At 60.8% G+C, this 22,058-nt stretch carries 17 protein-coding genes; 2 read left to right on the forward strand and 15 right to left on the reverse strand.

The window, feature by feature from the left end; all coding sequences use genetic code 11:
- Window positions 1-10: 10 nt before the first annotated feature.
- Complete coding sequence (locus A6D6_RS05750) at window positions 11-2,770, reverse strand: TonB-dependent receptor domain-containing protein (RefSeq protein ID WP_133490495.1); 2,760 nt, start codon at window positions 2,768-2,770, stop codon at window positions 11-13.
- A gap of 187 nt (window positions 2,771-2,957) precedes the next feature.
- Here A6D6_RS05750 and A6D6_RS05755 point away from each other — a divergent pair, with 187 nt between their 5' ends.
- Both A6D6_RS05755 and A6D6_RS05760 read left to right on the forward strand, forming a co-directional pair.
- The gene (locus A6D6_RS05755; protein ID WP_159660181.1) at window positions 2,958-3,452 is read left to right on the forward strand and encodes an RNA polymerase sigma factor; all 495 of its coding nucleotides are present in this window, start codon (window positions 2,958-2,960) and stop codon (window positions 3,450-3,452) included.
- Window positions 3,449-4,429, forward strand: coding sequence for a FecR family protein (locus tag A6D6_RS05760; protein ID WP_133490493.1), 981 nt, complete (start codon window positions 3,449-3,451; stop codon window positions 4,427-4,429). The genes A6D6_RS05755 and A6D6_RS05760 overlap by 4 nt, the downstream gene beginning before the upstream one ends.
- Before the next feature lie 221 nt (window positions 4,430-4,650).
- On the opposite strand, the gene A6D6_RS05765 is transcribed toward A6D6_RS05760, so the two are convergent.
- The 14 genes from A6D6_RS05765 to A6D6_RS05830 form a co-directional block, all read right to left on the reverse strand.
- Window positions 4,651-6,159 carry a surface lipoprotein assembly modifier gene (locus A6D6_RS05765; protein WP_159660182.1) on the reverse strand — a complete coding sequence of 503 codons (1,509 nt, stop codon included), beginning with the start codon at window positions 6,157-6,159 and terminating at the stop codon, window positions 4,651-4,653.
- Between the two features lie 101 nt (window positions 6,160-6,260).
- Complete coding sequence (locus A6D6_RS05770) at window positions 6,261-7,055, reverse strand: Slam-dependent surface lipoprotein (RefSeq protein WP_159660183.1); 795 nt, start codon at window positions 7,053-7,055, stop codon at window positions 6,261-6,263.
- A 275-nt stretch (window positions 7,056-7,330) separates the two neighbouring features.
- Window positions 7,331-9,904, reverse strand: a complete 2,574-nt coding sequence (locus A6D6_RS05775) for a PKD domain-containing protein (protein ID WP_159660184.1) — start codon at window positions 9,902-9,904, stop codon at window positions 7,331-7,333.
- Window positions 9,905-10,186: 282 nt separating this feature from the next.
- On the reverse strand, window positions 10,187-12,934 hold the full coding sequence (locus tag A6D6_RS05780; protein ID WP_159660185.1) for a TonB-dependent receptor: 2,748 nt from the start codon (window positions 12,932-12,934) through the stop codon (window positions 10,187-10,189).
- Between the two features lie 122 nt (window positions 12,935-13,056).
- Window positions 13,057-14,061, reverse strand: coding sequence for a FecR family protein (locus A6D6_RS05785; RefSeq protein WP_159660186.1), 1,005 nt, complete (start codon window positions 14,059-14,061; stop codon window positions 13,057-13,059).
- Window positions 14,062-14,104: 43 nt separating this feature from the next.
- Window positions 14,105-14,623, reverse strand: coding sequence for a sigma-70 family RNA polymerase sigma factor (locus A6D6_RS05790; RefSeq protein WP_159660187.1), 519 nt, complete (start codon window positions 14,621-14,623; stop codon window positions 14,105-14,107).
- A gap of 127 nt (window positions 14,624-14,750) precedes the next feature.
- Window positions 14,751-15,671, reverse strand: a complete 921-nt coding sequence (locus A6D6_RS05795) for a metal ABC transporter permease (RefSeq protein WP_133490486.1) — start codon at window positions 15,669-15,671, stop codon at window positions 14,751-14,753.
- Window positions 15,668-16,528, reverse strand: a complete 861-nt coding sequence (locus A6D6_RS05800) for a metal ABC transporter permease (protein WP_159660188.1) — start codon at window positions 16,526-16,528, stop codon at window positions 15,668-15,670. The genes A6D6_RS05795 and A6D6_RS05800 overlap by 4 nt, the downstream gene beginning before the upstream one ends.
- Window positions 16,525-17,424, reverse strand: a complete 900-nt coding sequence (locus A6D6_RS05805) for a manganese/iron ABC transporter ATP-binding protein (RefSeq protein ID WP_133490484.1) — start codon at window positions 17,422-17,424, stop codon at window positions 16,525-16,527. The genes A6D6_RS05800 and A6D6_RS05805 overlap by 4 nt, the downstream gene beginning before the upstream one ends.
- Window positions 17,421-18,329 carry a metal ABC transporter substrate-binding protein gene (locus A6D6_RS05810; RefSeq protein WP_159660189.1) on the reverse strand — a complete coding sequence of 303 codons (909 nt, stop codon included), beginning with the start codon at window positions 18,327-18,329 and terminating at the stop codon, window positions 17,421-17,423. Before A6D6_RS05810 ends, A6D6_RS05805 begins: the two co-directional genes overlap by 4 nt.
- A 111-nt stretch (window positions 18,330-18,440) precedes the next feature.
- Window positions 18,441-19,265 (reverse strand): heme ABC transporter ATP-binding protein, encoded by an 825-nt coding sequence (locus tag A6D6_RS05815; RefSeq protein WP_133490482.1) that lies wholly within the window; start codon window positions 19,263-19,265, stop codon window positions 18,441-18,443.
- A 10-nt stretch (window positions 19,266-19,275) separates the two neighbouring features.
- Window positions 19,276-20,304, reverse strand: a complete 1,029-nt coding sequence (locus A6D6_RS05820) for a FecCD family ABC transporter permease (protein WP_133490481.1) — start codon at window positions 20,302-20,304, stop codon at window positions 19,276-19,278.
- Window positions 20,304-21,152 (reverse strand): heme/hemin ABC transporter substrate-binding protein, encoded by an 849-nt coding sequence (locus A6D6_RS05825; protein WP_159660190.1) that lies wholly within the window; start codon window positions 21,150-21,152, stop codon window positions 20,304-20,306. The genes A6D6_RS05820 and A6D6_RS05825 overlap by 1 nt, the downstream gene beginning before the upstream one ends.
- A 125-nt stretch (window positions 21,153-21,277) precedes the next feature.
- Window positions 21,278-22,036 (reverse strand): energy transducer TonB family protein, encoded by a 759-nt coding sequence (locus A6D6_RS05830; protein WP_159660191.1) that lies wholly within the window; start codon window positions 22,034-22,036, stop codon window positions 21,278-21,280.
- Window positions 22,037-22,058 lie beyond the last annotated feature (22 nt).

Consider the following 22,058-nt stretch of genomic DNA (forward strand, 5'->3'; position numbering starts at 1 on the left):
TTTATCACGGTCAGTATTGCCAGGTCAGACTTAACCGGGCGGTGCGCCCGGGCGCTGGAATCAGCCCCAACCCGAGGGCGTCCAGGTAATAGCGGTCGGTGAAGTTATCCAGATTGAAGTCCAGCCTGATCCGGTCAGTGGCCTGATAGCTGGCGAAGAAGTCGTACACCCGATAGGAATGCCAGGGCACCACCTCCAGAAAGCTGCGAGCGGTGTCGTCGTTATATTCCGGCGCTTCGTTACGCTCTCCCATGAAGGTACCGCGTACACCAAGCACCAGTGCCGGGCGTGGTAAACGCATCCCCAGAGTCAGACTGCCATGCCAGCGTGGTGGCACCATGTTGTTGATGTAGCTGGCGGCGATGCCGTAATCGTTACAGCGATGAAGACGATAGCTGCCGGTGTGGCAGATCTCGATATGGTTGTAACGGGTCACGCCGAACTCAGTGAAGAACACCCCCATGTCATAACCACCGGACAGCTCCACGCCATGGAAGCGGGCGCTATCGATATTACGCATGGTGAACTGGGAGACGATGGTGGTGTCGCCCCCCTCTTCCCACAGATTCGGTAAGGTGCGCGTCAGGTAGTCCCGGGTATGGTTACGGAAATACGACAGCTTGAGGCGCAGTTTGTCCCGTTCGAGGAAGAGGCCGTCCTTGAGGTAGTTAATCCCCACTTCCCGGTTACGGGTGTGCTCTGGTTTCAGTACCACATCCGGTGCGGTTTCGAAGGAAAAGCCACTGGAGCTTTCGAACAGGCTGGGCATGCGCAACGCTTCCGCGTAGCGGGCATAAAATTGCAACCCGGCGTTTCCCGGTTCCCAACTCAGTGTCACAATCGGTGCGGTGCCACTTCGGCGGTTGCGATTGGGCAGCGGATCGCATTCCCCATCACCGTCACCGTCCACGCAATTGGGACTGCGGGGATCATAGACAGTGATGGGTTTGTCATCACGCGACTTGAAGCGGGTATAGCGCAGGCCGGCGTCGAGTACCACGCTGGACACCGGCTTGTACTGCCAGGCAGCGAAGGCACTGTACTCATCACGCTTGCCGTTGCGCCCGGCAAGGCCACGGGTATCCTCGGTAAGCGCGGTGGTGCCCACGTCTTCCCATTGCCCGGACAAGCCATAGCGCAGTTGGCTCTCCCCCCAGGCGCCATGAAGAAAATCGGAAGTATTTTCCAGCTCCATCCCCCAGCGCTTATAGGTCTCGCGTTCATTGTTGTAGAGATTGGCCTCGGTGGCGCTGGGGCTGTTATTGGTGGAGCGGGCCCGGGTATGCCAGAGGCCGGCCTTGAAATCCAGCAAAGGCCAGGCCGCCGGGTTCCAACGATAACGGCTGGTGTACGTATCAACGGTAACGTCGCTGTCGCGTGGCTGCGAAACCGGTGAGAAGTTGGCAAAACGAATAATCTGCGACGGCATGATTTCGCTATAAACGCTTTCGTAGCGCAGATAGCTCAGTTCCAGCTCCTGGTCCTCGGGAAGGAACATTTTCGCTTTGAGCAGGCCGGATTTGCTTTCGAAGTTGGTACCGGGAATCCGTTCGCCGGCCTGAAACCGCGATGCACCGCGAATCACCGGACTAACTTCGGTATAGAAGGGCGTTTTGCGCCGGTCCGACAGGTCGACCCAGGCCGAGGGGCCATGCTCTCCGGCGTAATAGTTTCCCTGACGCCGCTCCGCGTAAGCGGCCACAAGATCAACGCTTTCCAAGCGCTTGGCCAAGGCGAGGCTGCCGGCCCAGCTCTTCGCCTCATACCAGTCCGGGCGATCCATGCCATCGGGATACCCCCAATCCGATGGCATGGCCTGATCACCAGAACACAGGCTCTCGTTGACGCAGTCGGTCCGGTAGACCGGGTCGGCGCCACCAAAATCCCCGGTGAACAAGCCCGCCGGCGTGCCCGGACTGACCGCCGAACCACTGTTATTGCCAATCGCGCTGCCACGCACGCGCATGCCGAAATCACGGCCATCGCGAACGATATCCTCGGCATTGAGCGTGCGCATCGACACCAGACCACCCACCGCCCCGGTGCCTTGAGCGCTCAGACTCGGCCCCTTGATAATGTCAATGCCGCCGATCAGATCCGGATCGATGTAGCTGCGCGAGGCCACCCCGGAATAGCCGCGGTACACGGTGGTTTCCTGGCGGGCGCCGTCCACCAGCACCGGCACCCGGCCCTGCCCCTGCATGCCGCGGATATTGATGTCCAGTCCGCCACTGTTGCGGTTTTCCCCCACCAGCACGCCCGGTACTCCTTGAAAAATGTCCCCCACCGAGGTGCCGCGAAAACGTTCTATGTGTTGCTGATCAATATGGGAGGCGGACCCAGGCGTGCGGAAAGCCTTATCCACGGGTGATGCTCCGCCCTGTACGCGAATCGGTTCCAGTGACAGCACATCAGACGGCGACGACGGAGGCGGAATCAACCTGATCAGAGGATGACCCGCGTTGTCGCGAATCTCGAAACGGGTCCCCGTGCCCGCCAGCAGCCGTTGCAGGCCCCGCTCCAGCGTGTAACGCCCATAAAGAGCGTTACCGCGCAAGGCCGCCACGGCGCCATCAAGGATCACTTCGGCACTGGCCTGTTCACTAAATATCAATATCGCGCTGTCCAGGGGCAATTCCGGAATCTCGAACAGCAGCGTCGCCGACGAGGTATCTTGCGCCTGCCCCCCGGGGCCCCAGCACAGCAACACGACAAGGACAAAAAAACGGCATTGGCTAATCCGCGAAGCAGCGGACCACACAAAGGGCATAGCGGGACTCCACCCATCAAACGATAATAATTTTCATTACCTGTCCCTTAAGAACGAAGCGGAGAGAAAACCGAATATACCTTTTGGGAATAAATATACTTTTTTTATGCCCTACATAGATTTGCAAACAATAATCATTATCAATATTCTGTTGCCCACCTTTCAGGGGCGGCGGGGTCGATATCCAGTGCTTGAAGAACTATTCCGTCAATACGCCAACAGGTTGCGGCAATATCTGCAGAAGAAGACCAACGATCCCGATCTCTCCGCGGACATCGTTCAAGAGGCCTTCACGCGCATCGCTCGTCACCATGATCTGAGCGCCATCGCCAACCAACCCTCCTATTTGTTCCGCACCGCCAACAACCTGCTCATTGATCATTTACGTCAGACTCGAACGCGGGCCACCGACAGCCTCGCGCCTCTCGTTCTGGACACGGTGGTCGATCCCAACCCCGGGCCGGAGCAACTGGCGGGAAAGGAGGAGGAAATGGACCGGCTCAGGGATATACTGTTGTCTCTACCGCCCGTTACCCGGGCGGTGTTTCAGCTATCACGGATCCAGGGGCTTACGCGGGACGAAACCGCCAGCCACCTGGGAATCTCCACCAGCTCGGTGCAGAAACATCTGGTCCTGGCGATCACCGCCATTTCCCGCGGACTGGAGCAGGCCGAACCATGACAACGGACACGGAAACGCAATGGTGGATCGTGGACCACGAACAAGGCAGTGACGACTTGGACCAACGCGCGGCGGAGTGGGTGGTCCAGCAGCACCATGGCGACTGGTCGGAGGTTGATCACCAACGTCTGCGGCAATGGCTGGGACAGGATGAGGCTCATCAGCGCGCTTACCGCCGCGCCCAACGAGCCTGGCAACTGAGCGGGCAATTGGCGGATGATCCCGTCTTTCAGACACCGCCTTCAAGACGGGCGCGCCGGTTCCGGCTCACTCCCGCGCTGGCCACCGCCGCCGCACTCCTGGCTCTGGTGATGGTGTGGCGTACCGGGCCCTGGATCCAGGAGCCAGGGGATTTCGTTACCCAGGCCGGAGAAATCCGCACTCTGACGTTGGAGGATGGCAGCCAGGTGCAGTTGGCGGGCGACAGCGCCCTGGACGTTGACTATTCGGATCAGGAACGGCGGGTCCGGCTGCGGCGCGGCGAGGCGATTTTCAGCCCCGCACCCCGTGCCGGTCAGGAAAAACGCTCTTTTGTCGTGGAGGCCGGCGGAACCGAAAGCCGCGCCCTAGGAACCCGCTACGCGGTACGTCTGGACGACCCCGAGGGCGGCTGGATCGGCGTGCTGGAACACAGCATCCGGGTTTCTTCCAATGACAGAGGGCAAAATCGTGATCTGGCCGAGGGCCACAGCCTGACGTTCAATGCCGGCCAATTTTTCGCCAGCGACTTGCTCCCCTCCCAGGAAGCCGGCTGGAGCCGTGGTCTGCTGATCTTCCGCCAACAAAGTCTGGCATCCGTGGCTGAACGCCTGCGCCGCTTCGGAGCGGGACGGGCGGTCTTCCTCGACACAGAAAAGGCAAGCAGACCAATCAGCGCCGTATTCCGTCTGGACAACCTGGACCGCGCCTGGGCCACCCTGGAACAGGAACTGGATTTGCGTACTCTGCACCTGGCGGGCGTTACGCTGATTTATTAACCGCACCGTCTTGGAGAAGCACCCCAAGGCCGGAATTCGGATTTCACAGACAAACGATACGCTGGTACGCCTGCACATTGATTCGCTGCCAAGGCAGTTCCCACACAGTTTCCTGGCTCTCTCCGTCGGAAACGAGCCGGCCTCTGGATTCTTGGCAGCGCGCCTCCGGCTGATCTTGGGAATCCGCGATCGCTACGATGTGAAACGATGGTGTGCTTAGCTCAAAAACGGCGCTCTAATTTGAACCCGATGACTTTCTCATCAAAGCTGTAAAGCCAGTCCACGTTGCTTTTGACTCTGGTGTATTCCAGATTGATACCAGGAACGATTCCGGCGAAGGACCAGCGTGGAAAGCTGAAAATACCGATATAACGCTGCTCTCTATCCTCGCGGCGTTCACCCAGCAAAGCGCTGTAAGCGTCATAGCGTTTGTCACGCAGGGAAGCAAGCAGGGTCATCTCCACCCCCCTCATCAGCGGCTTCGCAAGCCCAAGTCGCACACCATACTGGCGGTAGGAACTGACTGATTCCTCGGTATTACGGTCCACGCCGTCAAGGCCGCCGAACAGGGTCCAGTCCGCGCCCAGCCGGTGCCAGGCAGTGGCGTACAGACTGCTCATGTCGCCATCGAAACGGGAATAAACTTCGCGATAACGCATGCGTTTATGACTGCCCTCGAACTTGAAGGCGGTGCGCGGCGACAGATAGTGCATCCATTCGGCACGCCCGCCCCAGGCATCGTAGAGCCCCTCGTTACCGTAACGGGCGTGTTCGAACAGCGGCGCCAGACCGTACACATCGTTGACGTCACGGAAGCGATAACCGGCACTGGCATTGAGCGTGTCCTGGTTATAGATACTGTGATCACGATAGCGATCACCATAAGCCAGTGCGCGGAAGAACAGGCCGTGATGGCCCGGCAAGAAAACATCCTTGTCCAGACTCATTTCATAGCTGAGGGTTTCGGTGCCTATCGCCTCCGGCGCCGTGCGGCGGACGTAGCACAGCCCCTCGGCAAACCAGATCAAACAGGTTTCATTCTCGGAACTCTGATTGATATTGTCACTGTAACCGGGCCCGGCGGCGATACGACCCTGCCAACCACGGCGTTCTTTCAGTGCCTCAAGAAAATTTTCCAGCGTGCTTCTGACTCCGGCGGTCTTGTCCTGATCGGGAACCGTCTCCACCCGGGCCAGAATATCGCGAAAACGGGTTTCGGCTTCGCGATTTTTCTGATTCTCGAACAGTACCCTGGCCAGTTCCAACTGCCCCGGCAGAAACGCATCGTTCAACGCCAGCAGAGAGCGGAATTCTTGCTCCGCCCGGCTCAGATCACCACGCAGCCGGGCCAGTTTGCCTTCCGCATAGTGCAGCAGTATCGGGTCCGGATTCTCCAGCTCCCGATAGACATCGAGAAAGCGCGCCGCCGCCGTCCAGTTACGGCTACGCAGCGCCACATACAAGGCTCGGCCGAGGTCGTCGCGGTTGCGGCGCACTTCATGTTCCTGTCCATTGATGATCAGGTTCGGCAGCGCCTCATCCCTGGCACGTTCCTCCCGCAACAGCTCCTGCTCACGCTGCCGGGCGGTGCGCTCAATGCCCTGCTGCAAACGCAGCTCGGTGTCCTGATCAGCGATGGCGAAATGCGGCGACAACCCGAAAACCAGCAGGGTCAAATAAAGCAACGGGGCGTGGCGAGGAACAACACGGAATAACGCGAAAAAGCGCATGTCGGAAAGCTCGCGGGCAGACAATAGCGGAAAGATAAAAAGAGCCGGGTGGCGGTTGCTACCGCCCCCGACTCGACTTCAGGCGTCGGAACACCAACGGATCAGGGTGTGATCGCGCCGCGTTCCCCACCGAAGGAGGTGTCGTACTGGCTGTTATTGACGAAGGTGGCCATGCCGGCCAGGAAGGCCGCGTCGGCGCCGTAGAACTCGCCTTTGCTTACGCCGTTGGCATCGAGGGTGGCGGAAGTGGCTGGGTTATAGGCTTCGGCCGTGCCGGTGAATGAGGAACCGGCAATACTGGCGTCGACACTAATACCCAGCGAACTGTTTTCAATGCTACCTATAACAGTTCCTGCACCAAAATCAGCTTTGAATTGTCCTCCTGCAGGGACCGAAAGTGCATCGCTTGCTACCGCGAAATGGTTCAAGCCGTTGACGGCATAGATCGCTTCACCAGACGTGGGCATGGAAACATCGGTGTTCTCGCCGATGTAAAACACGGAACGGGCATCAAAATTAGGAGCACCTTGAGAGGAAAATTCTCCAAACCATACGTCCGAGCCACCCACCTGAACAAAGCTGAATACACCCAGCCCTGTATGATCCGGCACAGGACTAGTGCCCGCCATGTTAAGAACTTTTGCGATGCCAACCGTTGACCCTACACTAGCAAGAAAACCAATATCCACAATCTGGCTCTTGCTCATGCCACCAGCTTCCACGCCAATACCAGCGAGATTCGGCTGGTGCGGGCCCCAGGGGCCGCCTGACTTGCCGACCGCGATATAGGTGCCGTCGCTAACATCACCAGCGAAGGTCTTCGTCTGTGCAACGCCAAGCTGAGACATAGACAGGACAGCGACACCAAGTACCGCCTTAATCATCATTGCTTTCATTACTCTGACTCCTTGATCAATGAAATTTAGAAGTGGCCGGAAACCGGGAAACATCCTTGTTCCATCCCTAGCCCTGCTCCGGCCGCCGGGACTGGCCCGGCAAGAACACAAATGATTTGCGTTCTCATATAAGTAACGAGAGCGGCGACAAGATTTTTCATGGTTTTCTTCCGTTAAACGTAAAAAGTGGACGCTTTCACATTTCTCGCCCGTCACAAAGAACGCCGGACCCAGGGGCCCGGCGTTTGATGGCGCAGGATTTTCAGAACAAAAGGCTAGCTACGAGGGATACCGCCAAGGGAGAAGGTCCAACCCTCCCGTTCCTGAACCCGGAAAAAGCCCGTGATCTCCGCCTCGGCGATACGATCCTGCAAGGTGTCTTTTTCTGTGTAATTAGCGGGTATTTCTGAATTGGGCACCACCACCTGCCAGGCGACATCAATGGAGGTACCCTGCGGAATCACATAGCCTTCCGTGATGACCCGGTCATGGGTCAGATCCATGAACCGGGGCTCATAGAGAGGGTTATTGGAGGGTGTGGCCAGGTCCACCAGGGTAAAATCCTCACCCACGGCGCTCAAACGGAACGTATAAAATTGAATGGGGCCACCCCAATAAAAGGCGCCACCACTCCTTGAATTTCCTGTTCTTACTTCCAGAGGAAATACAGCTTGGCGAAGATTCTGGTCACCATCAATCAATGCTGGAGGTGGATCCAACTGACCCGATTGCCCCATTACCGGCACCTCCAGAAGCAGACCCGGATAATTCTCCCGGTCCACCACCTGAACGGTGGCGGTAAAAGGGCCGGCGAACTCACTGCCATCGTAAACCGAATACTCGAACACGTAGCGGCCCGGTTCAGTAGGAGACAACTGAGGATCGGCGCAGGCCCACTCCCTCATTCGCTCGACCCGATCCTGGTACTCAGCCCAGCTTTCCTGGCTATTGAAGGGGTGCCAGTTATCACCGTCGCAAAGATTGGCACTGTTCGTTTCCATGCGATTACCTTGCGGCGCCTCGACCAAGGACCATAGATGGCTCAGCGGGTCCTGGTCGGGATCATAACTATCCGCCAGCAGCTGGAAGTAATCACGCCGATACTCAATCGGTGTGTCGTTATACAAATAATTTTCCCATTCACTAGCGATAACAAAAGGCTGCTCCGCATCCCAGTGAATCTGGCTGGTCATCCACGGTGGGCTCGTATACAGATGGCTCAGCTTGGAGATACGCGTTACCGGGGTGTTGTTGGCGCTTTTCGCCATCAGCACCACCTCCCGCTCTGAGGACGCCCAGCCGTGCTCGTCGGTGACCACCAGTTTCACGATATAGGGACCAGCCTGATCCGGTGTCAGCGTGGGGAAGGCCGTGTTCTCACCTTGCAGAACAACCTCGCTGTTATTGGGGCGATCCAACAGCGTCCACTGGTAATCGAGCCGGTTATCGTCAGGGTCAGTGCTGCCTTCGCCATCGAACGTGGCCGTCACACCCACCAGCACCGTGGCAGCGCCCGCAATAGCGGCGGAAGCCGAGGGGGGACGATTGGCCCCCAGTATGGCGGTGAAGGTTTCGGTCACGGAATGGCTGGCTTCACCATCGGAGACAGTGAGACGAACGACGTAGTCACCATCCACGGTGGGCGTAAAGCCGGGCCAGCAGGTACTGTTGGTACAGCTGTCCAGACTGCTGTTCGCTTCCGCATCAAAGCCGTCAGGCGCCGACACCAGCTCCCATTGGTAGGTCAAGGCATCGCCATCGAGGTCATAGGAACTGCCGCCACTGGTATTGATCGCGGCTCCCCGTTCCGCCTCCCAGGTCGCGTTGTAGGCTGGAGCGATGACAGCAATTGGAGGAGTGTTCTCCCCCTCCGGGGCCGCCACATTCACCTGAAACGGGCGGGTACAGGTTCTGGAAACACCGTTATAGACGCACAGTTCCAGGCGATAGAAGGCCCTGGCGGCCGAATCCACCACGAAGCGGGCCTGGGCCTGCTTGTCACTGCCATTGAGAAACTCTCCGCTGGCACCAGCGGGAAGACTGGTAAACCGCCAGCGGTACTGAAGCTCGCCGCCATTGGGATCCTCGCTGGGGGAGCCATCCACGGTGGCGATCTCGCCGCGCGGAACGGTCTCGTCCAGCGGCGCGATGGCCGCCACTGGCGGGGCTTTTTCCTCGACGATATTGATGTTGACGGTGGCCGGCTGGCTGGCCTTGTCGCCGTAGCGCACCACCAGTTGCGCCTGGTAGCGGCCCACCTCATCGGCGGTGAAGCGCGGGTAAGCCAGATTGCCGCTATCCAGTTCGGCGCTGCTGCCCTCGGGTTTTTGCGTCAGCGTCCAGTCATAGACCAGCAGGTTGGCATCGCCACCGTCCGGCGGCAGGCTGCGGGAGCCGTCCAGCTGCACCGTGCCCAGGATCCAATTGATTTCTTCCGTCACCACCGCCAGCGGATTGGGGTTGAGGGCAGTGATGGTGACCCGGCTGGGCGCGGTGTCGGCACTGTCAGCGGCGCCATCGTTGACCACCAGTTGCACCACGTAGGTGCCGGGTAGATCCGGAGTGAAGCTGGCCCGATCGGTGTCGGCGCCGTCCAGAGCCGCTTCGCTGCCCTCCGGGACACTCAGAAAACGCCATTGCCAGGTGGTGATATCGCCGCTGGGCGAGCTGCTGGCGCTGCCGTCCAACTGAACCGTGTCTTCACCCGCGTTCACTTCGGTGACATCGGCGCTGACATTCGCCTCCGGGCGCGCGACGCCGCCACCACCACCGCCTCCTCCCCCGCCCCCACAAGCGGCAAGCAGTAATAACAAACAAAACAGGGATATCGGTCTGATCAGCACAGCCATTGGCAAAGTCTCCAGCAATAAGGCAGCCCGCCCGTGAACAGGGCGATTCTCATTTTCATTGGTACAACGATTCAGCGCCGGAAAAATTTCACGGCCGTGTCCCAGCATTCGCTTGCACGCTGACACGCAACACGCCGGCACGCTAACCCCTTCCATGGGAAGCGGGCCGGGCGGCCCTTCGCTTTAGCCGCGATTGGCGTGTTAGCGTGTTGCGTGTCAGCGAACTGTGGCACAGCACCGTCTCCAGGCGATGTGGGAACCTGCATCTGCGCGCCGTCTTGTTCAGTACTGCAAGGTGAACCCAAGGCGGGCGGTGCGCCCCGGTGCCGGCACCATGCCCAGGCTGAGGGCATCCAGGTAGTACTGGTCGGTGACGTTATCCACATTGAAGTCCAGCGAGAAAGTGTCGTTGGGGCTCCAGGTCAGGAAAGCATCAAGAATGGAGTACTGGTGCCAGGGGATAGGTGTGGCGAAACGTCCCTGGGTCTGGTCGTTGTATTCCGGCACCCGGTTACGGGCTCCCATCCAGGTATTGCGCGCGCCGACTTCCAGAGTGCGGTTAAGCAAACGGAACCCCAGCGTGGCGTTGGCCTGCCAGTTGGGCGGAATCATGTTGTTGATGTAGCTATTGGCCACGCCGTAGTCGGTACAGCGTTGGCGACGGTAACTACCTTCATGGCACAACTCGATATTGTTGTAGCGGGTGCCACCCAGTTCCGCGTAGGCCCAGCCCAGATCGTATTCCAGTGATAACTCCAGGCCGTGAAATTCCACGCTTTCCAGATTCTGAATGCGGAACAGCAGACCGTTGGAGCCGATGCTGGTGTCGTCCCACGTGTTGGGAATGGTGCGAGTGAGATAATCCTCGGTGCGGTTTTCGAAGTACGCCAGTTTGAAGCGCAGGGCATCTCCAGCGGTGAACAGATCATCCTTCAGAATGTTCATGCCGACTTCCCGGTTCTTGGCGCGCTCCGGTTTGATGCGCTGACCAGGCACCGCCGCCACGGAAAAGCCGGCGGTGGTTTCGAACAGACTCGGCATGCGCAAGGCCTCGGCGTACTTGCCGTAAAACTGCAAACCGGACAGCGGCTCCCACAGCAAACTGACCATGGGCGCGGAGCCGGAACCGCTGAAGTCATTGAAGAGCGAGTCACAAGCACCGTCACCATTACCATCCACGCAATGAGGACTGTCCGGATCGTTCACTTCCACCGGCCTGTTATCGTCACTGCTGTAACGGGTATGGCGGATACCGGCATCCAGGGTCAGGGTCGGCACGAAGGTCCATTTCATGGCCAGGAAAGCGCTGGTTTCCTGTCGCTCGCCGTCACGCATGGCGAAGGCTTCACCGGCATTCTCATCTTTCGGTTTAACCTCTTCCCGCTGCCATGCGACACCATAACGCACTTGCAGATCACCGAAGCGCGGCAGCGAAGTGGTGTTGGTCAGATCTCCGCCCCAGCGGCGATAAATCTCGGTGCCGGGCCGGCCGCCGCCGAGCAGTTCCAGCATTTCCTCGGAATAACTGTTGTTGCGGCTCTCGGTATCGGTGTGCCAGAGGTGAAGATCCAGGTCCAGCCAGTCACTGCTCAACGGCTGCCATTGGTAGCGCCCGGTATAGGTGTTGGCGGTGACCTCGGAGGCTTCGGTCTGTTTGATGCGGCCCAGCCAGAGTAATTCCGAGGGCATTAACTCACCATACTCGCTGTCGTAGCGTAACCAGCTGAATTCCAGGATATGGTCGTCACTGGGATAAAGACGGGTCTTCAGCAGCGTGGATTCACTTTCAAAATGGGTATTGACCACTTCCTCGCCGCCACGAATGCGGGAGGCGCCGTCCACCCGGGGACGGATCTCGGTGTAGAAACCACGGTCATAGCGTTCCGAGAGATCCAGCGTGGGCGTGGGACCGTGCTCACCAGCATAGTAGTTTCCCTGTCTGCGCTGGGCGTAGGCGGCCACCAGATCGGCACCAGCCAGACGCCAGGTCATCGCCAGACTGCCGGCGTGGCCTTCGAAGTCACCGGAGCCCGGCCTGCCCATGGTCTTCGCTGTGGGATAGGCATTGTCCAGACTGTTGTTGCCATCACACAGGGTGCTGCCGGGCTGGCAGTCGGTACGATAATGGCCAGGCGTGCCCAACCCGCCCACGTTATAACCCGCCTGGGTGCCGAGATCCGCCGGCGAACCGCTGTTGTTGCCGATCAAACTGCCGCGCAACCGCAGACCATAGCTATTGCCGGGCTTGGCGATGTCATCAGCGTCTATGGTGCGCATGTTCACCAATCCACCGATGGCACCGGTACCACCGGCAGTCATGGTCGGCCCTTTGTCGATTTCCACCCCGCCGATCAGGTCCGGGTCCACGTAGCTTCGGCTGGTGACCCCCGCGTAGCCCCGGTAAACCGTGGTTTCCTGACGGGCGCCATCCACCAGCACCGGCACCCGGCCCTGCCCCTGCATACCCCGAATGTTGATATTCAGACCGCCACTGTTGCGGTTCTCCGCCACCAGCACACCAGTGGTGCCCTTGAACATATCGCCCACCGACGTCCCCCTGAAACGCTCGATCTCCTTGCGGCTGATATACGCGGCCGAACCCGCCGTGGTGTAGGGTTTGTCTTCCGCCGAAGCGCGACCCTGCACCTTGATCGGGTCCAGCACCATGGCGTCCCCGGCGGCTGGCCCCGCCTCCACCACCACGGTTTTGCCGTCGGCGATGTACCAGAGCAAGCCGGTGCCACCAAGCAGCTGATTCAACGCTTCCTGAATCGCCAGACTGCCATGAACCTCCCGGGAGTAATGCCCGCCAAACTGGCCGGCGTCGGCGGAAACCTGTAGTCCGGACTGGCGAGAAAAAGAATCCAGTGCCGTGGGCAAAGGCTGGGCGGGAATGTCGAAGTCAATCAAAGCACGACTCTCCTGCTGTGCCGTCACGGCCAAGGGCCAGGCCACCGCCAACATCATCATCAGAAACCGGAGCAAGGGCGGTACCGCCCCACGCCGGGCACGCCAACACCATCCTGTCATTATGTCGCTTCTCCACCATTTAAATCGAAATGCCGTGCATTCCGTGGGTATCAGGGGATATAACGATCAGGCGGCAATTTTTTTTCGGAGACGCGTGAGTTGACGTTGGGAACGTAGAAAATTCAGGAGGACGGGCCGAGGACTACCCGCAAAAAAGGGGTGACATGAATAACCCGGCCATCATGGGGACGAACCAGCGCCGCCAGCGCGGCGTCCACATCGGTCAGATCGTAACTTCCGGTGACCCGGCGAGCGCCGAGGTCATCATCGGCGATAAGGATGTACCCCTTGTAATACCGCCTCAGAGTGTCCAGCAAATCGGCCACCGAGCGGTCCTGCACAAATAGCCTCCCCTCACGCCAGCCGGCGACACGGTCGATGGGAAGATGATGCAGGCGGGCTTCACCACCGTCCGGGTTTAAAACCAGTTGCTCGCCGGGAAGCACATGACGCTCAACCGCCCGCGACGAGATCACCACTTCGCCTTCCTGCACGGTGACAACGGCTTGACGTTCTCCCGCCAACACATCGAAAGCCGTACCGATATCGCGGATCTCCATACCCCGGACGGTAACGATAAAAGGGCGCGAGGCATCCGGCGCGATGTCAAAAAAAGCCTGACCACGCATCAACTCCACGCGGCGTTCCCGGCCATCGAAGTGCTCATTCAAAGCGCTGTCGGCACCGAGCTGAACACGGGTGCCATCCGGCAGGGTGAGGATATGGGACTGCGCCACCGCGGAAACATGATCCACCCACAACGGCCAACGCAGGCCCAGGCCCGGGAGAACGGCGATCATCAAACAGGCCGCCAGCGCCGTGCCCACCAGCCAGCGGACCGGAGGCCGCCGCCATCCGGTTTGCTTGGGTTCGGAAGCATCGGGCCAGGAGGCCCGGTCGACCGGCATCGTGCCCATCAGTTGCCAGGCCCGGCTGACCCGATCCCACGCTGCCTTGTGTTCACGGTTCCGCGCTACCCAGCGGCTTACTTCGCGGCGCAAACGCCGATCATCCGGCGCCGCCTCAAGCGCCAGCATCCAGTCCGTCGCCTGTTGCAACAGAAGGGAATCCGGCACGGACGACGGCTCGCGGTCCCGATCCGGGTCCTGATGGTGGAAAGTCGGCATGTTGGGTCCGGACTCGATGAACTTAAGCAGAACAGCCTCCCGTCTACTCCATTTCCGCCGCGATCCTGATCACGGCGTTACGCACCATCCGGTGCGCGGTGGGAACGGAAATACCCAGCCTGTCTGCGATTTCAGCGAAAGTATACCCACCCACCCTGTGCATTTCGACGGCAATACGTTCCTTTTCCGGAAGGTCATCCAGAATATCCGCGACTCTCTCCAGGTTTGCCCGCTGCTGTACAATTTGCTCCGGCCCCGGTATCTCCTGGGGTCTGAGCCACTCAACCATCCGTTCATTCTGATGGCGGGTTTCCATCGCCGACCGCCTCGCGAAATCAATCGCCAGATTACGGGCAATACGGTACAGGTAGCCGACCCCCGACGAAGCGGGAGACCCTTCGTTTCCTGGCACGAAACGGAAAAAAACATCCTGGACCAGATCTTCAGCCCGCGCGCGGCAACCGGTGATGCGGGCGACATAGTCCACCAGAGCGGTGCGATGGCTCAGATAGGTCTTCAACTTCCCGTCGGTGTAACCCACCGCTCTGTCAGCCGACTTCAAGCTCTCCCCCATACCACTCTTGGCGTGAATCAAACCGGTACCAAACAGTATAGATGATATCAATTCTCATTAACAAACAAGCAGCCGATCAATCCTGCCCCGTCGCCAGAATCTTCAATAGAAGCGCTCAGGAACCCTGTCGATTCTGAATCAACGGACAACACTCCGCCGCTTCCCGGCGGCGCGCCTCCCTGGTCCGTGCCCCGGTCCACTCCGACGATTGCCGACGCCGGGTCCTGCGGCCGGCGTGCACGAAAGCGATCACGAACAGTGCCGACAGGATCAGCACAATGGTCGGCGCCGGCGCGCTGTCGATAAAAAAAGACAGGTAAACACCACTGAAAGCACCGAATACCGCCACCAGCACCGACAGCAGCAACATCGCGCTGAAAGTGCGTGTCAGCAGGAAAACGATGGCGCCGGGCGCGATCAGCAGCGCGATGGCGAGAATCACCCCCACCGCCTGCAGCGCCCCGACGATGGTCATGGAGATCAGCGCCAGCAGCCCGTAATGCAGCCAGCCGGTTTTCAATCCCACCGCCCGGGCCTGGGCCGGATCAAAGGCGTGCAGTAAAAGATCCTTCCATTTCAACCCGATCACACCGGTGGTGATCAGCGCGATCAGTGCCGCGGCAAGCAGGTCCGGGCCGGCGGCCCCCAGCAGGTCGCCGAACAGAATATGATCGAGATGGACTTCCGACTGGATCTTCACATACAGCACCAGACCCAGCCCGAACATGCCGGCGAACACCACGCCCATCACCGTGTCCTGTTTGACCCGGCTGTGATGGTCGAGAAAGCCGGTGGCCACGGCACACAACATGCCGGCGATGAAGGCGCCCACCGCGTAAGGAATACCGATCAGATAGGACACCACCACCCCGGGAAACACCGCATGGGACATGGCGTCGCCCATCAGTGACCAACCCTTGAGCACCAGAAAACAGGACAGCAGCGCCATGGGTATCGCCACCAGCATGGCGATGATCAAGGCGTTGATCATGAAATCGAACTGAAACGGCGCCAACAGCGTATCGATCAACGTCATATCGGCTCCGCGCAGGCCCGTGCCGCCCTTTTGCGCGCGGCCAGCAAACCGTGTTTCGGAGCCAACATAAACACCAGCAGAAAGATCAGCGTTTGCAGCACCACGATCACACCGCCGGTGGCGCCGTCGAGAAAATAGCTGATGTAGGCGCCGGTCAGGCTGGTGAGCGACCCAATTGCCACCGCGATCATCAACAATCGGGGAAAGCGATCGGTGAGCAAATAAGCCGTGGCGCCGGGCGTTACCACCATGCAGATCACCAGGAACGCGCCCACGGTCTGCAGCGCCGCCACCGTCGATGCCGACAGCAGGGTGAAGAACAGGATCTTGAGCCGGGCCGGGTTCAGGCCGATGGAGCGCGCGTGACTCTCGTCGAAGAAAGTCACCATCAGGTCCTTCCATTTGATCAACAGCACGGCCAGGGAGACCAGCCCGATCAGCGCCAGTTGCAGGGTATCCACTGGCGTGATGGCGAGAATGTTGCCCAGCACGATGGTCTGAATATTCACCGAAGTGGGCGACAGGGAAACCATGAACAGGCCCAACCCGAAGAACGCGGAAAAGATCAGGCCGATCACCGCATCCTCCCGCAGTTTGGTGCGTTGGTTGAGAAACAGCATGGCCGCCGCCGCCAAACCACCGGAAAAGAAAGCGCCTATAAAGATCGGCAACCCAAACAGATGGGCCCCGGCCACGCCAGGTACGATGGAATGCGACAGCGCGTCACCGATCAGTGACCAGCCTTTGAGCATCAGGAAACAGGACAGAAATGCGCAGACGCCGCCGACCAGAGCGGATACCCACATGGCGTTGACCATGTAGTGATAGCCGAACGGTTCCAGCAGCAAGGCACTCATACGTTATCGCCATTCCCTGTCGCACGGGCCGAGGCCCGGCCGTCCCTGAGAATCAGCGGCCGTTCATCGTCGCTGAAGACACCAATGGGAACCGGCACGCCGCTGCCCGCCTCATTGACAACGAAGTGCCGCAGCACACCTCCAAACGCCTGCTCCAGATTGTGCTGGGTAAACACTTCGCTGGTAGGGCCGTGGGCGAGAACAGTACGCTTGATCAAAACGGTGCGATCACAGAACTCCGGCACGCTGCCGAGATTATGCGTGGAGACCAACATCACCCGGCCTTCCTCGCGCAGTTCCCGCAGCAACGCCATGATTTGCTCCTCGGTTTTCACGTCGACACCGGTGAAGGGCTCGTCGAGCAGAATCACCTGGCCGTCCTGGGCCAGCGCGCGGGCGAGGAACACCCGTTTTTTCTGCCCCCCGGACAGCTCGCCGATCTGCCGTTGGCGGAAGTCGGCCATATTCACCCGCGCCAGCGCTGTCTCCACCGCCTGGTGGTCGGCGGCGCGGGCCCGGCGCAGCAGCCCCATATGTCCGTACCGCCCCATCATCACCACATCTTCCACCAGCACCGGAAAATTCCAGTCCACCTCTTCCGCCTGCGGCACATAGGCCACCAGATTGCGCCGCAGAGCCTGCCGGATCGGCATGCCGAGCACACGGATGTCGCCCCGGGCCAAACGCACGAAACCCATGATCGATTTGAACAGCGTGGACTTTCCCGAACCATTGACGCCGACCAGCGCCGCGATGGTGCCACGCGGGATACGGAAACTGGCATCACGCAGCGCGGTATGGCCATTGCGGTAAGTGACGGTGGCATGCTGTACGGCAATCCCCTCGCCATGCTGGTGGGCGATGCATTCGGCAAGGCTGGCGGCAACGGCGTTCATTGAGTCAGCCCTTTGGCGATGGTGGCAGCGGTGACCCGCAGCAGATCCAGATAAGAGGGCACCGGACCGTCCGGGCCGCTGAGGGAGTCCACATAGAGCACGCCGCCATAGGCCGCGCCGGTTTCCCGCGCCACCTGACGAGCCGGCGAGGCGGATACGGTGCTTTCGGAAAACACCACCGGGATATTTTCCGTCCTGACCGTATCAATCACCTTGCGGACCTGCTGGGGCGTGCCCTGCTGGTCCGCGTTGATCGGCCACAGATACAGCTCCTTCAGGCCAAAGTCACGGGCCAGATAAGAGAACGCGCCCTCGCTGGTAACCAGCCAGCGCCGGGCCTCCGGCACCGCCGCCAGTTGCTCCCGAATCGGTTCGACCAGCGCCCGGATACGGGCTTTGTATTGCTCGGCGTTGCGCCGGTAGACGTCCGCATGATCCGGGTCGTAACGCACCAGCGCATCACGGATGTTATCCACGTAAATCAGTGCCGAGTCAGGGGACATCCAGGCATGGGGATTGGGTTTACCGCTGTAGGGGCCCTCACCGATACCCAGCGGCGTGATCCCGTCCGACACCACCACGCCGGGCACATCCCGCAAATGGCGGAAGAAACGTTCGAACCACGACTCCAGATTCAAACCGTTCCAGAGAATCAGATGTGCCCCCTGGGCACGTTTGATATCACCAGGCGTGGGCTGATAGTTGTGAATCTCCGCTCCCGGTTTGACGATGGACTCCACCGTGGCGGCCTCTCCTGCCACATTGCGGGCGATGTCGGCGATCACGGTGAAGGTGGTGACCACCTTGAACCTGTCCCCGGCCAGCGCTGGCGTCACCAACGACAGCATGATCAGCGCCGCGCCGGCCACGTGAACCAAGACCGGTGGAATCGCCTTCCCAAGCATCACTCACTCCTCCAATGCCCCAAACCGGGGCCGCCCGGATCGTCCCCCTATAATGAACGCAATCGAGATTCATTTGCAAACAGGAATGCATAGCAATTAAGGAAAAGCCGCTCACCGCGTTCCCGGCGACCGTCCCGGCGGCCGTGGAGCGCGCCGGAGCGCACCATGAATGTGCAGGGAGGTACCGGTATCCAGGTCAACGCGGCAACTGTCCAGTCCATACACCTCGGCCAACCGCCGCGGCGAAAGCACCTTGTCCGGCGTGCCGTCCGCCACCAGGACGCCATCCTGCAGCATCAGTACCCGGGACGCGAAAGCGCCCGCCAGGGCCAGGTCATGACAAACCAGAACCACCAGGCAGTCGCCGCCGGCGGCCAGCGCGGAGAGCTTCTCCACGGTCAGATATTGTTGGGCCGGGTCCAGCGCCGAGGTGCTCTCATCCAACAACAACAATCGCGGCCCCTCGGCATCCCAGATCTGGGCCAGAACTCGCGCCAGTTGCACCCGCTGCTGTTCGCCACCGGACAGTGACGGGTAGGCACGCGCTCGCAAGGGGGCCACTTCCAGCCACTCCAACAACTCGCCCACCAGCGGATCGTGGAGGTTACCGGCCCGGCGACCGGGCAATCCCAAAGCCACCACTTCATCAGCGCGAATTGGAAACGCCACCGAAGATTGCTGCGACATCACCGCGCGGAATCGCGCCAGTTCCCCGGCGGACCAGTTTTCCAACGACCGGCCTCGCAACCACACCGTATCGCGGGCCACTGGCGCGACACCGGACAACGCGCGCAGCAATGTTGATTTGCCAGCGCCATTGGGCCCGAGCAAGGCCACGCACTCACCGGCCCGCGCGCTGAAATTGACTTCACGCAACAGCGCCCGCCCCGCCGCATGCACGGATAAATTATGGATCCGCAACAAGGGTTCGTTCATTGCCCTCCCCTCACAACGGCCTCTGCCGCAACAACAAAAACAGGAAGAACGGGCCGCCGAGCAACGCCATCACCAGGCCGATGGGAAGTTCCGCCGGCACCACCAGGAGGCGCGCCAGCACATCGGCGAACACCATCAGCAATGCGCCCATGGCGGCGGAGCCGGGAATCAGCCAGCGGTGGTCCACGCCCAACAGCAAGCGCACCAGATGCGGCGCCATCAGGCCGACAAAACTGATCTGTCCGGCGGCGGCCACCGCCGCGCCCACCGACACCGCGCTCAACAGGATCGCCCCCCGCTTCACCCAGGGCACCGAAAAACCCAGATGAACGGCGGCCTCCTCCCCCAGAATCAGTGCGTTCAACGGCCGTGCCAGCAGCGGCAGCAGCACGATACCCGACAGTAGCCAGGGCGCCGCCAGTGCCACGTCCTGCCAGCGGCTGTGCGCCAGGGAACCCATGCTCCAGAACGTCAGGGTACGCAGTTGGTGATCGTCCGCCATGAACGTGAGCAGACCGGTCAGCGCCATGGCAATGGCACCTATGGCGATGCCCGCCAGCAACAGCATCGACACCTGGGTGACGCCGCCACGGCTGGCCACTCTCCAGATCAGCATGGTAGTGACCAGCGCCCCCAGAAAGGCGGCGACCGGAATCGACTGAGTCGGCAGGCGGATCTCCCAGGCGGCCGCCAAGTTGGCGCCGAGCACGATCACCGCTACCGCGCCAAGGGCGGCTCCGGCGGAGATGCCGATCAAACCGGGATCCGCCAGCGGATTACGAAACAGGCCCTGAAGCACCGCGCCGGTGGACGCCAACGCGCCCCCGACCAACGCGCCCATGACAATACGCGGTAGACGCAAATCGCGGATCACCAGATAGCCCGGCTCCGAGGAGGAGGACCACAGCCCTTGCCACAGTTGCGCCACGGACACCGTCATCGGCCCGCTCAACATCGCCAGCACCATGCCGATCAACAGCAGCAGTGCCAGGCCGGTCAACGTCGGCGCCACTGGCCAGCGCCGGGGGTCCGGGCTCATCACTGCCCGTCGCCCTGGCCCTGCGCCACATCCAACACCTGGTTCAACGCTTCCGGCATGCGCGGACCGAAACCCAGCAGCAACATGGCGTCGGCCACCAGAATACGGCCGGATCGCGCCGCCCGGGTTTGCTCCAGCAGCGGCCAGTCCTGCCGGTGGAAACTGCCCGGCACGGTTTCGGCGACGATGATCAGCTCCGGATCCAGAGCGACCAGTGCCTCCGCGCTGACCGGTTTAAAACCCGTGCCGTCGGCGGCATTGGGCAGGCCGAGGTCATCCAGCAGCGCTTGCGCCTGGGTTTCCGCCCCGGCGATCTGGGTGCCACGCCGGCCGGCGGACAGGAGAAACAGGGTACGCGGCGGCGCCGCCAGCGGCAGCCTCTGATCCACCTGATCAAAACGCTGTTGCAGCGACTGCTTCAGAGACCTGGCCCGGTCGGTGTGCCCCAACACGTCACCGATCCGTTCAATGCGGGCGAACAGCCCCGCCCGGCTCCATCGCGAATCGATCGGTTCCACCCGGGCCAGCCCTTGCAACTGAGAGACCGCCTGCGGCGGACCTGCCTCGCCGGCCAGCAGAATCACATCCGGCCGCAAGCTCATGATGCCTTCCACCGGCAAGGCGCGAACGTAACCGACTTTTGGCAGGGCGGCGGCCTCGGCGGGGTAGTTGCTGGTGGTGTCCACCCCCACCAGCCGGTCCCCGGCCTCCAGCGCATAGACGATTTCGGTGATTTCCCCACCCGCCGCCACCACTCTCTGCGCCGCCGCCGTATCCTGCCGCGGTTCTCCGGCATGGGCCCAGCACGTCGCACACAGCGCCAGCCCCAAGAAAACGTTTCTCATCATGTCTTCACCTATCCGTTGATCGGCATCCCTGAAGTAAGACGAACCAGGGGGCGCGGCCCCAACAGCCCGCCCCAATGAATGATAACAATTCTCAATATTAAAAACCGAGAGACCAATACCCGGCATCAGCGATCCATGAAGAACTCCACCGGCACCGTCAGTGTGAGCTTGTCCCCTTGCACCTCCGCTGGTGGTGTCGGCAAAGGCTCGGCACGATGCACCAGAGCAAGAGTCTCCTTATCCAGAGAATCCACGCCACTGGAGCGGGCCAGCGACACGCTCAGCACCTTGCCCTCCCGGTTCATGATGAACGACACCCAGGGCACGCCCTGCTGCTGGCGCATTCGCGCTTGCCTTGGATACCGTTTGCGCCGATCCAGATGAGCCTGCAGCAGGCTCTGCCAGCGCTGGCGAGCGTTGATTTCGCTCTGGCTCGGCGCGCCAATGGACGGCGCCCCCGCCACCTCACCAGGTTGCGCGTCAGGCACCGCCACCGGGGCCGAGGTTTGCGGCGCGGCCTGCTCGGATGACTGCTGCGAGACCTTTCGCTCCGGCTGAGTCTGTTTCTTTTCCGGTTTCGGTTCCGGTTTCTCCTTCGGCGGTTCGGGTTTCTCCCGCAACGCCACTTCCGCTTTGACCTTCGGCACCGGTGGCGGCGGCTCGGGTTCGGGCTCCGGTTCCGGCTCCACCACCGGTTCCGGTTCCGAGGGTGCCGCCTCCACCTGCTTCGGACCTGGCGGCAGCGCCTCCGGCGACTCTGGAGCCGCGATCAAGGTCACTTCCACCACCTGAGGTGCCGCTGCCGGCAGTACCGGCACCTCCTGACGGGGATGCCACAGCCACAGCCACACCGCCAGCCCATGCGCCAGCGCCGCCACCAGCATCGCCCCCCCCCACGCCGGCCAT

Origin of the sequence: Alcanivorax xiamenensis (assembly GCF_009846745.1) — a bacterium.
Taxonomy (GTDB): domain Bacteria; phylum Pseudomonadota; class Gammaproteobacteria; order Pseudomonadales; family Alcanivoracaceae; genus Alloalcanivorax; species Alloalcanivorax xiamenensis.